Source organism: Citrobacter sp. Cf087 (assembly GCF_030334285.1).
Taxonomy (GTDB): domain Bacteria; phylum Pseudomonadota; class Gammaproteobacteria; order Enterobacterales; family Enterobacteriaceae; genus Citrobacter; species Citrobacter freundii.
Genome location: NZ_JAOWED010000030.1, coordinates 206382 through 220165, shown reverse-complemented (window position 1 = coordinate 220165; position 13784 = coordinate 206382). Strand labels below are relative to the sequence as shown.

The window sequence follows — 13784 nt, the reverse complement described above, 5'->3', positions numbered from 1 at the left end:
AAGCAAACGCCATTCGCAGGGGCGCTTCTGGCGATGGTGTCCCTGCTAACATTCAGTTCGTTGGGCCATGCCTCCTCGTCGCTGGGGGAAATCAATATTGAGCTGCGTGGCAACGTGGTGGACTTTACCTGTGCGGTGATTGCCAGCGACAGCAATAAGTCGGTGGAGTTGGGGACCTGGCCGACAAAGCAGCTTCAGACCAGCGGAGATACCACTCAACCGGTCGCGTTTACGCTGAAGCTTGAAGGTTGCCCGCCGGGATCCGCATCGATAACGTTTTCCGGTACTCCGGCTCCGGGCACGACGCTGTTGGCGCTTGATGATGCGGTCATGGCACAAAAGGTGGCGATTGAACTGCACGACAGCGATCGTACGCGATTACCGCTCGAACAGGCGAGCCAGGCCGTGGGGATTGATGAGAACGGCAATGCCACGCTGACCTTTTTCGCCAACTATATCGCGTTAGCCGATGGAGTTCAGCCTGGCGTCGCCAGGGCTGATGCCACGTTTATGATTAACTATAACTAATCAATAAGCTGATAAAACGCTCCCGAACGACATCTCGCCGGGAGTGTTATTACATTAACTCATGCATTTTTGCATAATCGATCAGCTCAACGATGGTGTGCAACCCGAGCTTGGAGTAGATATTCGCCTTGTGAGCGCTAATCGTTTTATTGCTGAGTAACAACTGTTCAGCAATTTCCTTATTGGACAGACCGTTTGCCAGATAACGCAAAACCGTAACCTCGCGGTTAGAGAGCGGCATGTCATTCAGCACACCTTTTTGTGCGTTTATATTGTTAATGAAATTAAGGGTGTCCGACGGGAAAAAAGAATATCCCGATAAAATCATTTTTACTGCATTGTAGATATCATTGAGATCCTTTCGTTTACTGACAAAACCATTTGCACCGGCCCGGATAGCACGCCCGGCATAAAAAGACTCCGATTTGGAAGAGAGAAACAGCACCCGAGTTTTCTCCTGCAGAGACTTTATTCTCTTGAGTAATGTAAATCCATCCGAACCAGGTAGTTCAATATCCAGGATGACAAGATCGACCGGGTATGTGCGCAGGTGTTCTATTGCCGTACGGCTGTCGTCGGTTTTCAATACTACCTGAATATTACTGTTTTTCTCGAGTAGTACTTCTATCGACATTCTGACAATAGGGTGTTCGTCCATAATGATAACGGATGCTGGTTTCATTGTTGTATGCCTCAAACTGTTTGCGTATCTTGCGAATTTGATAAAACATCAGGCGTTATAATATTGTCAAATAGCCAAGAATTGTTCTGCGGGAAAACCGAATAAATATTATTTCATCCTTGTTTATTCGGTTGTTCTTCTGCAGAACAATGAATTTGTGGAAAATCCATTTCACACCGGGAAAACTAACAATTAATCAGGAAACTGTGGGGATTATACCTGCTCTGTTCTTTCGGAAAAGACTTACAACATCCCGGTTGTTAATGTCAGTTAGGATATTCTGAAAGATCCAGATGTGTTAATGACTATTGGTATTATTTATCTGCAGTTCGAATTATGGCAGATTGAAAATTTTTTTTAAATAGTAAAAACGATACAATAAACCAATTGTTTAGGTTTTGTTAAGACTGTAATTAGGCTTTTTTATATTGAAATGCACAGAATCAGTAAGGTTAAGTGTGACAGTGGCACCAGGCATAAGACCAGGAATAGTTGTAAATATTAAATATTTGTAAAAATTAGATCTTTTTTCTTATTCGAGAATAAGTAGTTTCCTAAAAAATCTTATCGCACATAGGGTTATGGTGTTAAATTAAATGAAGAGAGGTAACGTTGAGGCGGTGTATCAGATGCAAAAAGCGTTGTCTGCTGGGTAACCCCAGGCGCGTAATCAATTGGTTCAGGCGATAGATGATACGGTGGTAGGGTTGTGTTTGTAACAATGCAATCTTTTTTAAGGAGTTACCTTGTAAAAGTAAGGCAATCATCTCCCAATCGAGCTGATTTATGCGTCTGGAATGAATATAGTCAGGAACCGGCGATAATAAGGCGTGACGCACCTCCGGAAGGCGTAAATTACGTGATAAGATATAAAATGGTCCGGATAGTGAAATAAAGGTAGTCAGGTCTTCATCACGACTGGAAAGCATTATGAAGATCTGGATGTCATTACGCTGCTTAATTAGCTGGCGCAAACGTTCAAGTATATCGAAATAGGGGAGTGTTAAGCTTTCTATGTCAATCACTAACTGGCTAATTACTGGTTCTTGCATGCTGGGTAAGGCCGACTCAACGCTCTGGAAGACCGCCGTACGTGTGCCTGAGAATAAATGTCGACTTAACGCATAGGCCAGGTAGTAGTCTGTTGTAATTATCGCCTGAGATATAGTGTCGTCCGGTAATGTGTATTCGAGTTTTTGCGCCAGATACTCGAGCCGGTCAAATACTTGTGAGGTACAGTGGGGATATTGCCAGGTACAGTTAGTGTTTCGTATGCGGCGATAGCGGTCCCGGCGTTTTGCGCTGTGCATCCTTTTCCATTCCATTTCTGTTGCGGCAGGTCTGGATAAATTGCTGACTATAAACATCCCTGACCCAAATTTTTGCCAGCGTAAAGGTCAATGTCCTTGTGCCGTTGGGTTTCAGTACTTCAACAATCATCAGACTGGCAATTGCGTATCCCATCAGAATAATCTGCCGGAAGTTTTCTGATGTCTTACTCAATGCCCAAAAGATCGTTTTATCCAGTTCAACCTCTCTCTGATATTAGATAAAATATTACCGGGTGTGTCTTTCTGTTACCCCGGAAATAGTATGGCTGGATTATTCTGGCAGTCTGCGGATAGGTACAGTAGGAGTCGATACTTAATCGAGGATGAGATATTTCTCAATAAAAATTAGGCAGAGATACCCCGTCTAATTTTGTAGAAAATTCAGATGGGCGCGGATGTATCTTAAGAATTGCTGATCGTTTTTCACATGCAGCTTTTTCATTATGCCGCGGCGGGTCGCTTTGGCCTGAAGATCGCTTATTGAGAGTAGGTGAGCCGTTTCGGCTAAGGTATATCCGCTGGCGAGAAACATTAAGAACTTGCGTTCGTCGACAGAAAAGTTGCGGGTAGTGCAGTAATGGCAGATAGTTGCAGGCACGTTGTTGCGCAGCGCACGTTTTTGCAGGATGGGGACTAATTTTTTAGTCATTTCCTCAACGTCATCTTCCCGATAGATCAGCGGCAACATGTACAGGCAGGGCCGGAACATCAGCTTATCTTTATCGTTTCTGTTGCAGATGACAACCCGGTGTTGGCGGCGGGTATGGATCGGAATCTGATAGCAATCGGCGCTGAGCCAATCTTCATCCAGGGAGATAAACGCGATGTCAGCGCGATCGATATTCTCGACAGGTAAAAAGCAGATCTCCTGATGCCACTGATTTGCCAGATGGGAGATGATGATTTTCAGTCCATGTTCGAAGTGACTGTTTTCTTCCTTGATGGCGATACTTAACATTAAAGAGTTCCTGAACCACTGGAGGGGTAAGGGAATGTTAAGCAAAATCATAAATATTCTAAATACATGTATCCTTAAATCTGGCGTTTCGTGGGCTGAGTTGTTACCAGGTGATTTCCTGGATACCCTTGAACAAGCAGAAAAAATCAACATTCGTACACTTCGCCAGCAACTGAAATAAAAGGCATTGACTCAGCAGGCGCTGACCGTATAATTCACGCGTTTCATCTGCATGAAGTAATCACTTCGCAATGCGCCCTTAGCTCAGTTGGATAGAGCAACGGCCTTCTAAGCCGTAGGTCGTAGGTTCGAATCCTACAGGGCGTACCATTCAAAGTTAGTCCCTATGCTCAGCTTCAACGCACCGTTACGAGTGGGACGGTTTTTCTGCTTCCAGCCAACGTTCTACCTCATAAAGACTTTGTTGGATCTCCTCTCTGAGTGAAAAATCACCCAACGGCTGCTGTTCAAGTGCTGCACACATCGTACTGGCTGAGTGCATTCCCATGCTGGCGCAGCTGCTTTTGAGCTGATGCGCCAGACGTTTTATCTGCTCGCGCTCATTTAAATCTCGCGCCGTGTCAATTTCATCTAATAAAGGAAGGGTGTGTTGCTTAAAGAGCGCTAACCATTCGTGCACCTTTTGCCATCCCATGACCTGGATATCCCCAGCCAATTGCTGAAAATCTAACCGTTTGTTGTCATTGTCTGATGCAAGCGGGAGAGACTCGTTGGCGTGCAGATAATGCGTAATAAGTCGACTGAGTTCATCCCGTGGAACCGGTTTTTGAATAATGCCGAGAAACAGGGTACTGGTTCTTTGGTTTAGCGTTTCGTCGATGACGTGTGCGCTAAAGCCGATCAGGTTAAGTGCCGGATAGTCGTGGGCTAACTGCTGCGCCAGCGTGATCCCGTCGATATCAGGAAGATCGAAATCAACCAGAGCAGCATTAAAGCTGGCATCTTCCCGCAACAGGCTTAACGCCTCCTCGGCACAGTCGACAGCGGTGACCTGTGCGCCATTGAGAGTGAGCATTTCTGTGCTGATGCGCTGCGTAAGAGGATTATCCTCGATAAGCAATAAGCGTAAGCCCTGTAACGATATGGAGCGTTGTGCGGGTTTAATGACGGGCATCGTGGTTGCCCGCAATGGCAGACGTAGCTGGAAACAACTCCCGACGCCGGGTGTGCTGGTAACGCTTAGCTCTCCCTGCATTGCCTTGGCGAGACTGGCGCTGATGGTGAGTCCGAGCCCGGTTCCTCCGCGTTTACCGCTTACCTGAACGAACGGCTGAAAAATATCGTGCTGACGGGCAGGGTCAATTCCGCATCCCGTATCCTCAACCTCAACATACCAGTCCTGATCTTCACGCCGACTACGCAGGATAATGTGTCCTCGATCGGTAAAGCGTAGTGCGTTGTTTAATAAGTTAGTAATGATTTGCCGGATACGGCGCGGATCGCCACGCAGGGAAGCGGGAACGTCATCGGCAAAATCCGCAACCAGCACGACCGGGCGACCGGCAACGCGGCTGTTCATTAGTTGAAGCGTACTTTCCAGCAAGGGTTTGGGTTCAAAAGGCTCATCGCCTATCGCCACATTCTTTCCACCGGCTTCGATGGCGGAATAGTCGAGGATATCGTTGAGGATAGTCAGCAGAGACTCGCCCGAGTCGGTGATTGCGCGTAGATTTTCCCGATGCTGTGCCAGAGCGGGATTGTCTGAGAGCAACTGCGCAGTGCCGAGGATACCATACAACGGGGTGCGTATTTCATGGCTCATGGCGGCAAGAAACGCCGATTTTGCCTGGTTAGCTTTTTCAGCTTCTGCACGGGCTTGCCGGTGTTCAGATACCATAGAATGCAGCTCGGCGGTGCGAGCTTTAACCTGTGCGGCCAGATGTTTGCGATGGTTATTGAGGGCGTGAACGCTACTGCGAAAGGCATCCATCAACCGCCCGATGGTATCCAGCTCGCGAACGCCTGCGGTTTCCGGAAAGGGGGAGTCAATATCTCCCTCAAGTAGACGCTGCAACGCCTGGGTTTGCTGTGCCAGTGGGCGTGTGACTGAGCGATAAACCACACGCCAAAGTATAAGAATCAGCAAAAATAATGACACGCCACCTAACAGCAGCAGCAAGTTTTGCCCGCGCTGGCTGGCCTGTTTGAGATGCGCCAGTCCGCTTTGATTGCGTTGGCCGATGATTTCCACCAACTGACTGACTTCGCTACTGAAACGGGTAAATTGTTCGATATTATTCTGCGATAAGATCTGCAATTGGGTCGTGATGTCATTATCCTGGCGATACAGGGACAGCAGCTCAATATAACGGCTAATCGTATTGACGGTGTCGGCCACCTGAGTGCGCACCACTGGATCTTCAATACGTATTTGTCGGCGGTGAAGCACTCTGACGGCGGCATTCAACTGGCTTTCCAGCGCAGCCAGGTTATTCTGCGCCTGGTTATTCCCCAGATTCATCACCATTTGCTGCACGCGTAGCGCGCTCAGGCGCAGCTCATTCATCTGGTTATAATATTCCAGATCGATATCGATGAGCCTGTCCAACGCGTGTTCAGCCGCTTGCCCCTGATGACTCTCAATTAAATCATAAATGCTTGCCTGCGTGGCGCCCGCCGAGGTAGCTGCATTGCTGGCCTGGCCGCGCGCCATTTCGGCAACGTCAGCGGTGGCCTCAATAATTTGCTGGCTAAGTTGTTGCTGTTGAGCGCGTAATTTCAGGCGTTCGCCAACCATCTCCCCCTGATGGCTTAACGACTGGGCGATCTCTTTTTCCTGTTGTTCTATGGCCGAAGTATCAAAGCCCTGTTCACGAAGAGTTTTGAGTAATGTGGTTATTTTCAGACTCTGGGCGGTTAGCATTCTCCCCTGAGCCAGCCACATATTTTCATTGTCTGCGGTGGTCAGATTTTGTGCGGAAAACAGTTCCCAGGCACTGGCCTCGCTGAGCTGGCGCGCCATATCCATGGTTGGAATTAGCGCCTGGGTATTGGCCTGCTCAACTTGGCTGACAAAACGCAGGTTATACCAGCCTGTCAGCGTACTGATAAGAGTCAGTGCCGCCATCAGCGCAAAGCCTATCCACAGTCGTTTGGTCAGAGATAAATTCACTGTCTGGTCGCCACAGATTAAAAAGGTTGAGTCCAAAAGAGGAAAGCAACTAGGATAAAGCCTTATCAATGTTGAGGCTATCATGCGCGTATTGGTTTTCCTGCTTATCACACTTTTTCCCGGCTTAAGTCACGCGGCCGGGTCTGCACTGCTGCGCTGGCAGGATACCCGGCAGTCAGTCTCGGTGCCGCAGACGGACGTTACTGCAAGCAAAGTCTGGAAACTGTGCGCGTTGTATCCCAGTCTGAAAGATTCCTATTGGCTCTCCGTGAATTACGGCATGCTTGAGGCGGCAAAAAAATATGGAGTAAGCCTGAAGGTGTTTGAGGCGGGAGGGTATCGTCAGTTCACCACGCAAAAAACACAAATCGCCCAGTGCCAGCAGTGGGGCGCGGATGCCATTTTATTGGGCAGCAGCACAACGACTTTTCCGGATTTGCAGGCGCAGGTTGGTACGTTGCCGGTCATTGAGGTAGTGAATGCGATACACGATCCGACGGTGAAAGCACGGGTCGGAGTTCCATGGTTCCAGATGGGTTACCAGCCAGGCCGCTATCTGGTTAAGTGGAGCGCGGGAAAACCGTTAAAGGTCTTATTATTGCCCGGACCTGATGACGCCGGAGGCAGCCGCGAAATGGTGGCAGGATTCCGTCAGGCGATTGCCGGTAGTCAGGTGCACATCGTGGATGTGGCGTTGGGGGATAATGATATTGAAGTTCAGCGCAACCTTTTACAAGAGATGCTTGAACGTCACCCGGATGTCGATGTGGTTGCCGGTACAGCAATTGCTGCGGAGGCAGCGATGGGAGAGAAGCGGAATCAGGGGACGCCGCTAACCGTTGTCTCTTTTTACCTGTCGCATCAGGTTTATCGCGGACTTAAACGCGAAAGAATCATTATGGCTGCCAGCGATCAAATGGTCTGGCAAGGTGAACTGGCGATTCAACAGGCTATCAGAGTATTACAAGGGCAACCGGTGGCGGAAAATATCAGTCCGCCGATCCTGGTGCTCACCCCGAAAAATGCCGACAGCCAGCATGTTCAGCACTCACTTTCTCCTGGCGGGTTCCGTCCGGTTTATCTGTATCAGTACACGTCGGCTGCTAAAAAATAACCTTCGCCGTGCTGCGTCACCAGTAAATCGGCCCGTAGCTTATGGCGCAAACGGCGGATCAATACATCCACGGTGCGTAAGTCTGGATTGTCTACCCGTCGTGCCGAAAGCATACGCAGTAAACGTTCGCGGCTGAGAATTTCCCCCGGATTGGTGACAAAGGCGACCAGCATTTCATACTCGGCGCGGGTGAGTTTGATCGCCTCATCGCCCAGCTCCAGGGTATGCCGGGAGACATTCAGACAGTATCCGGCAAACTGATAGCAGTTATCTTTGGTCTCCGGCTGTGCCTGGCGGGCAAGATCGATACGCCAGAGCAAATTTTTAACCCGAACCACCAGTTCACGTAGCTCCAGCGGCTTAGTGACATAATCATCAGCGCCCATTTCCAGGCCAACGATCCGGTCAATTTGATCGCTACGACCCGTCACCAGAATGATCCCTACCGTTGAGCGTTCGCGCAGGGCACGGGTCAGCATTAAGCCATTTTCGTCCGGGAGGTTGATATCCAACAGAATAAGATCGACAGGATGTTGTGACATGATTTCACGTAGGCCTGTAGCGCTGGCGGTGACCGAGACGTGGTAACCCTCCTGTTCAAAGTATGCCTGTAACCTCGCCTGGGTGACGGGTTCATCTTCAACAATTACAATGTGATGCGACATCCTGATGGCGTGCTCTTTCTGTTCATATCTGTTCACATTGTGCCGTAAGTCATTCATCCTGACCAGTGTTGCTGTTCACATTTGAGAAATAAGATCCTCTGTAACTAAACCATAAAATTACAGGGGCTATTATGCGGAAACTATGGAGGGCGCTGCTCAGACCGAGCGCACGTTGGTCAGTGTTGGCGCTGGTCGTTATCGGGATTGTGGTCGGTATTGCGCTGATCGTCTTGCCGCACGTTGGTATTAAATTAACCAGTTCTACCGAGTTTTGCGTGAGCTGCCACAGTATGCAGCCGGTTTACGAAGAATATAAACAGTCTGCGCATTTTCAGAATGCCTCCGGGGTACGCGCAGAATGTCATGACTGCCACATTCCATCCGATATTCCAGGCATGGTGAAACGTAAGCTGGAGGCCAGCAACGATATTTACCAAACCTTTGTTGCCCACTCTATTGATACTCCAGAAAAATTCGAAGCCAAACGCGCTGAGCTGGCGGAGCGCGAATGGACGCGAATGAAGGAGAACAACTCCGCGACCTGTCGTTCTTGTCATGACTATGATGCGATGGACCACGCTAAACAGCATCCTGAAGCTGCGCGCCAGATGAAGATTGCGGCCAAGGACAACCAATCCTGTATCGACTGCCATAAAGGAATCGCGCACCAGCTTCCCGATATGAGCAGCGGTTTCCGTAAGCAGTTTGACCAGTTACGCGCCAATGCAAACGATGATGGCGAGACGCTCTACTCTCTGGACATCAAACCTATTTATGCCGCCAAAGGTGATAAAGAACCTGCAGGCTCACTGCTGCCCGCTTCTGAAGTGAAAGTGTTAAAGCGTGACGGTGACTGGCTGCAAATTGAAATTGTGGGCTGGACCGAGAGTAATGGGCGTCAGCGCGTGTTGGCGCAACTGCCGGGCAAGCGCATTTTTGTGGCTTCCATTCGTGGCGACATCCAGCAGCACGTGAAGACGCTGGAGCAAACCACCGTTGCGGAAACGAATACACCATGGAGTAAATTGCAGGCCACCGCCTGGATGCAGAAGGGCGATATGGTCAACGACATCAAACCTATCTGGGCTTATGCCGACTCGCTCTATAACGGAACCTGTAACCAATGCCACGGCGCGCCAGAGAAAGAGCACTTTGATGCTAACGGTTGGATTGGCACGTTGAACGGCATGATTGGCTTTACCAGTCTGGATAAACGTGAAGAACGTACCTTACTGAAATATTTGCAGATGAATGCCTCTGACACTACGGATAAGCCGCATGGCGATAAGGGAGAAAGCAATGAAAAATAACGATCTCTTTCAGGCATCTCGCCGACGTTTTCTAATGCAGTTGGGGGGCTTGACCGTAGCTGGTATGTTAGGGCCTTCGCTGCTCACGCCGCGTAGCGCCAACGCCGCAGAAGTCCAGGGCACTGGCGTCAAAGAGGGGATTCTGACCGGTTCTCACTGGGGGGCTATCCGTGCCACCGTGGTTGATGGTCGTTTTATTGAGGCCAAACCGTTTGAGCATGATAAATACCCGTCAAAAATGATCGCTGGACTCCCGGATCACGTACACGGTGGAGCGCGTATTCGCTACCCTATGGTCCGCGTGGACTGGTTGCGTAAGCGCCATCAGAGCGATACCACTCAGCGCGGAGATAACCGCTTTGTACGCGTTTCGTGGGATGAAGCGCTGGACTTCTTCTACCAGGAGCTGGAACGCATTCAGAAGACCTATGGTCCGAGCGCGCTGCTGACTGCCAGCGGCTGGCAATCGACTGGGATGTTCCACAATGCTTCCGGGATGCTGGCACGTGCCATTGCGCTGCATGGCAACAGCGTGAGTACCGGGGGAGACTATTCCACCGGCGCCGCTCAGGTCATTCTGCCGCGCGTGGTAGGGTCAATGGAAGTATATGAACAGCAGACCTCCTGGCCGCTGGTACTAGAAAACAGCAAAACCATTGTGCTGTGGGGTTCCGATCTCATCAAAAACCAGCAGGCAAACTGGTGGTGTCCGGATCATGATGTCTACGAATACTACGAGCAACTGAAGGATAAAGTGGCGCGGGGTGAGATTTCGGTCATCAGCGTTGACCCGGTCGTCACCTCAACGCATGACTATCTGGGCCGCGACAAGGTTAAGCACATCGCCGTGAACCCGCAGGCTGATGTGCCGCTACAGCTGGCGTTGGCACACACGCTGTATACCGAGAAGCTCTACGATAAGCATTTCCTCGATAACTACTGCGTTGGGTTTGAGCAATTTCTGCCTTATCTGCTGGGCGAAAGTGACGGACAGCCTAAAGATGCCCAGTGGGCGGAAAAAATCTGCGGAATTGATGCAGATACGATTCGTGAACTGGCGCGGCAGATGGCGGGCGGCAGAACGCAAATTATTGCCGGCTGGTGCGTGCAGCGTATGCAGCATGGGGAACAGTGGGCGTGGATGATCGTGGTGCTGGCCTCGATGCTCGGACAAATCGGTTTACCCGGCGGCGGCTTTGGCTTTGGCTGGCATTACAACGGTGCGGGCACCCCGGGGCGTAAAGGGATTATCCTGGGCGGTTTTTCTGGCTCCACCACCGTACCTCCTGTGCATGACAGCACCGATTATAAGGGCTACAGCAGTACTATTCCGATCGCGCGTTTTATCGATGCGATTCTGGAGCCGGGCAAAATCATTAACTGGAACGGCAAAACAGTTAAGTTACCGCCGTTGAAGATGTGTGTTTTTGCCGGGACCAACCCTTTCCATCGTCACCAGCAGATTAATCGCATTATTGAGGGATGGCGTAAGCTGGAAACCGTCATCGCCATCGATAATCAGTGGACGTCGACCTGTCGATTCGCCGACATCGTATTGCCGGCGACGACCCAGTTTGAACGTAACGATCTTGACCAATATGGCAACCACTCCAACCGCGGAATTATCGCCATGAAGCAGTTGGTGCAGCCGCAGTTTGAAGCACGTAATGATTTCGATATTTTCCGCGATCTTTGCCGCCGCTTTAACCGTGAAGAAGCGTTCACTGAAGGGCTGGATGAGATGGGCTGGTTGAAGCGCATCTGGCAGGAAGGAAGCCAGCAAGGGAAAGGACGCGGTGTTCATCTTCCGGCCTTCGACGTTTTCTGGAATCAGCAAGAGTACGTTGAATTCGAACATCCGCAGATGTTTGTTCGTCATCAGGCCTTCCGCGAAGATCCCGACCTTGAACCGTTGGGGACGCCAAGCGGTTTGATCGAGATATATTCGAAAACCATTGCCGATATGCAATATGACGATTGCCAGGGGCATCCGATGTGGTTCGAGAAAATCGAACGTTCACACGGTGGGCCAGGGTCGCAACGTTGGCCGCTGCATCTGCAATCCGTCCACCCGGATTTCCGTCTGCATTCACAGCTCTGCGAGTCCGAAGCGTTGCGTAAGCATTACGCGGTAGGTGGCAAAGAGCCGGTGTTTATTAACCCACAGGATGCCAACGCCAGGGGCATTCGCAACGGCGATATAGTTCGTGTATTTAACGCGCGTGGACAAGTGCTGGCCGGGGCGGTTGTCTCCGATCTCTACTCGCCGGGCGTGGCGCGCATCCATGAAGGTGCCTGGTACGACCCTGATAACGGTGGAGAAACCGGAGCGCTGTGTAAATACGGCAATCCGAACGTGTTAACGATAGATATCGGCACGTCTCAGCTGGCGCAGGCAACCAGCGCCCATACTACGCTGGTGGAAATTGAGAAGTATACCGGCAAGGTGGATAACGTGACGGCGTTCAGTGGCCCGATAAAAATGGTGGCGCAGTGTGAATATGTCCCGGCTGAGCAGGTGAAGTCATGATGAAAGACACCTCCCTGACAAAAGAACAAATGGCCTGCGTGTACGCCTGGCTGGCGCAGTTGTTTTCCCGGGAGCGTGACGATGAAAGCCTGGGGCTTTTGCAGTCCAGCGAAATGGCTGAGTGGTTCGCGGTGCTCAAAGGTGAGCCGCTGCTTGAGGCGCAGGTCCTTTTGCTGGAGGCGAAAATTGCCGCGCTCAAGGTGCGGGAAGACGCTACCCTGGAACTGGCGGCTGATTTTTGCAGCCTGTTCCTGATGTCGGATAAACACGCGGCGTTACCCTATGCATCGGCTCATCTTGAAGGAGGGCCAAACTATGGGGTCATTAAACAACTATTATCTGATGCGGGCATGCAGGTAAGCGATACGTTTAGCGAGTCAGCCGATCATCTGGCGATTTTTATCGAACTGCTGAGCCATCTGCATTTTTCCCTGGCAGAGGCAGGACCGCGTCATCAGCAGGTGGATGCGTTGCGCAGAGAAACGCTGGCAGGGCTGTTACGCTGGTTACCGGAGTTCACCACTAAATGCTGTCGGTATGATGACTTTGGTTTTTACGGCGCGCTAAGTCAGCTGTTGCTGGCTTTGGTCAGACTGGATAATCAGCGCTGAGAGCAGCACATCCGGCAGTAATGAATCTGTTGCCTCCGTCGTATTGCTACGTTCACCTTATGTTTTTCACTTCTCTGAAACGATACTGTCTGTGAACGTGTTAAGGGTACTATCGCCGTACCCTTAACAATCCCGGCTCCCGGCGGGAAAATTGTTGCTGCGCAATACTCTCCGCTTATTCCTTCAGGCTACCGGGCCGGGCGCGAGGCAACATCCCTGTAAAACGCGCCCTGAACCCGCATCCCTGTGGGTTCTCCCGGCCTTACGGAAACACGTCGGCAATTTTCAGCCGGACCAGTCCACACTTGACCTCCTGCGCTTTTATTTGAAAATCGCTGAACAGCAAAACAGATTTAACTGGAAATTAGGGCGTTGAAGCGATGACCTCGCTATGGTTGTTCCACTCCCAGTTATTTCCATGGTCTTTCATCTTCGTGAACTGAATGGCATTAGCACATTCGCTCCCGTTTTAACCCTATCACCGTACAACCAGCACCGGACATTTCGCGTGGCGTACCACGGCTGCTGCCGTTGAACCCAGCAGATAAGTGCTAAAACCGGGTTTATGTGAGGCGATGACAATAAGCTCGGCGTCTACTGATTCCGCCAGTTTGAGGATCTGATCCTTTGGCGGGCCGTAAACGACATGAGTTTGACTCCTGCCTGCAGGAATATTGAACTGCTTAATAATCTCTTCGAGTTTTTCGCTGGCCTTGGCCTGCAGACCACTTCTGTCCGGGAATTCGGTAGAGTAGGCCAGCCCCAGCGAGGCATAGAACGGAACGGTAGGAATAACGGCTAAAAAGTGAACCTTCGCGGTTTTGGCATGCGCCTGAACCTGTGGAACAACATGGCGAGTCAAATCGGTTTCAGAGATATCAATGGGCACCAGAATTGAGCGATACATATTCACTACCTCCTG

General features: G+C 50.5%; 12 protein-coding genes and 1 tRNA gene. 6 read left to right on the top strand and 7 right to left on the bottom strand.

Going from position 1 to position 13784, the window contains the following annotated elements; all coding sequences use genetic code 11:
• The first annotated feature begins 33 nt into the window (after positions 1-33).
• Positions 34-528 (top strand): fimbria assembly protein, encoded by a 495-nt coding sequence (gene sfmF, locus OGV57_RS14900; protein ID WP_085951539.1) that lies wholly within the window; start codon positions 34-36, stop codon positions 526-528.
• 49 nt (positions 529-577) lie between these two features.
• Here sfmF and fimZ read toward each other — a convergent pair whose 3' ends face one another.
• The 4 genes from fimZ to fimW all read right to left on the bottom strand — a co-directional run bounded on the left by fimZ (position 578) and on the right by fimW (position 3499).
• Positions 578-1210: a fimbria biosynthesis transcriptional regulator FimZ gene (fimZ, locus tag OGV57_RS14895; protein ID WP_003021902.1), complete on the bottom strand. Its 633-nt coding sequence runs from the start codon at positions 1208-1210 to the stop codon at positions 578-580.
• 587 nt (positions 1211-1797) lie between these two features.
• The gene (gene fimY, locus OGV57_RS14890; RefSeq protein WP_003021904.1) at positions 1798-2520 is read right to left on the bottom strand and encodes a fimbria biosynthesis regulator FimY; all 723 of its coding nucleotides are present in this window, start codon (positions 2518-2520) and stop codon (positions 1798-1800) included.
• On the bottom strand, positions 2471-2674 hold the full coding sequence (locus OGV57_RS14885; protein ID WP_127785952.1) for a hypothetical protein: 204 nt from the start codon (positions 2672-2674) through the stop codon (positions 2471-2473). The genes fimY and OGV57_RS14885 overlap by 50 nt, the downstream gene beginning before the upstream one ends.
• 231 nt (positions 2675-2905) lie before the next feature.
• On the bottom strand, positions 2906-3499 hold the full coding sequence (gene fimW, locus OGV57_RS14880; protein ID WP_003021906.1) for a fimbria biosynthesis transcriptional regulator FimW: 594 nt from the start codon (positions 3497-3499) through the stop codon (positions 2906-2908).
• A gap of 253 nt (positions 3500-3752) precedes the next feature.
• Between fimW and OGV57_RS14875 the strand changes: the two genes are divergently transcribed.
• A tRNA-Arg gene (locus OGV57_RS14875) sits at positions 3753-3829 on the top strand.
• 37 nt (positions 3830-3866) lie between these two features.
• Here the strand turns inward: OGV57_RS14875 and torS are convergent.
• Positions 3867-6632, bottom strand: coding sequence for a TMAO reductase system sensor histidine kinase/response regulator TorS (gene torS, locus OGV57_RS14870; RefSeq protein WP_072143930.1), 2766 nt, complete (start codon positions 6630-6632; stop codon positions 3867-3869).
• An 82-nt stretch (positions 6633-6714) separates the two neighbouring features.
• Between torS and torT the strand changes: the two genes are divergently transcribed.
• The gene (gene torT, locus OGV57_RS14865; protein WP_054528165.1) at positions 6715-7746 is read left to right on the top strand and encodes a TMAO reductase system periplasmic protein TorT; all 1032 of its coding nucleotides are present in this window, start codon (positions 6715-6717) and stop codon (positions 7744-7746) included.
• On the opposite strand, the gene torR is transcribed toward torT, so the two are convergent.
• Positions 7719-8411 (bottom strand): two-component system response regulator TorR, encoded by a 693-nt coding sequence (torR, locus tag OGV57_RS14860; RefSeq protein WP_032948739.1) that lies wholly within the window; start codon positions 8409-8411, stop codon positions 7719-7721. The genes torT and torR overlap by 28 nt on opposite strands.
• 131 nt (positions 8412-8542) lie before the next feature.
• On the opposite strand from torR, the gene torC reads away from it, so the two are divergent.
• Genes torC through torD form a run of 3 tightly spaced genes read left to right on the top strand, consistent with a single transcriptional unit; the run spans position 8543 to position 12862 of the window.
• A complete protein-coding gene (gene torC / locus OGV57_RS14855) occupies positions 8543-9721 on the top strand; it encodes a pentaheme c-type cytochrome TorC (RefSeq protein WP_003835737.1) in 1179 nt (392 codons plus the stop codon).
• Complete coding sequence (gene torA, locus OGV57_RS14850) at positions 9711-12251, top strand: trimethylamine-N-oxide reductase TorA (RefSeq protein WP_054528166.1); 2541 nt, start codon at positions 9711-9713, stop codon at positions 12249-12251. The genes torC and torA overlap by 11 nt, the downstream gene beginning before the upstream one ends.
• Complete coding sequence (torD, locus tag OGV57_RS14845) at positions 12248-12862, top strand: molecular chaperone TorD (protein ID WP_032936924.1); 615 nt, start codon at positions 12248-12250, stop codon at positions 12860-12862. The genes torA and torD overlap by 4 nt, the downstream gene beginning before the upstream one ends.
• A gap of 478 nt (positions 12863-13340) precedes the next feature.
• Here torD and uspF read toward each other — a convergent pair whose 3' ends face one another.
• Complete coding sequence (gene uspF / locus OGV57_RS14840) at positions 13341-13769, bottom strand: universal stress protein UspF (protein ID WP_003835732.1); 429 nt, start codon at positions 13767-13769, stop codon at positions 13341-13343.
• Between the last annotated feature and the right edge of the window lie 15 nt (positions 13770-13784).

Bases quoted from the DNA above. Each gene is read 5' to 3' on its own strand.
- fimW (WP_003021906.1), bottom strand. From the start codon at position 3,499: ATGTTAAGTATCGCCATCAAGGAAGAAAACAGTCACTTCGAACATGGA.
- fimZ (WP_003021902.1), bottom strand. From the start codon at position 1,210: ATGAAACCAGCATCCGTTATCATTATGGACGAACACCCTATTGTCAGA.
- torR (WP_032948739.1), bottom strand. From the start codon at position 8,411: ATGTCGCATCACATTGTAATTGTTGAAGATGAACCCGTCACCCAGGCG.
- torT (WP_054528165.1), top strand. From the start codon at position 6,715: ATGCGCGTATTGGTTTTCCTGCTTATCACACTTTTTCCCGGCTTAAGT.
- torA (WP_054528166.1), top strand. From the start codon at position 9,711: ATGAAAAATAACGATCTCTTTCAGGCATCTCGCCGACGTTTTCTAATG.
- torD (WP_032936924.1), top strand. From the start codon at position 12,248: ATGATGAAAGACACCTCCCTGACAAAAGAACAAATGGCCTGCGTGTAC.
- uspF (WP_003835732.1), bottom strand. From the start codon at position 13,769: ATGTATCGCTCAATTCTGGTGCCCATTGATATCTCTGAAACCGATTTG.
- torC (WP_003835737.1), top strand. From the start codon at position 8,543: ATGCGGAAACTATGGAGGGCGCTGCTCAGACCGAGCGCACGTTGGTCA.
- fimY (WP_003021904.1), bottom strand. From the start codon at position 2,520: ATGCACAGCGCAAAACGCCGGGACCGCTATCGCCGCATACGAAACACT.
- OGV57_RS14885 (WP_127785952.1), bottom strand. From the start codon at position 2,674: ATGGGATACGCAATTGCCAGTCTGATGATTGTTGAAGTACTGAAACCC.
- sfmF (WP_085951539.1), top strand. From the start codon at position 34: ATGGTGTCCCTGCTAACATTCAGTTCGTTGGGCCATGCCTCCTCGTCG.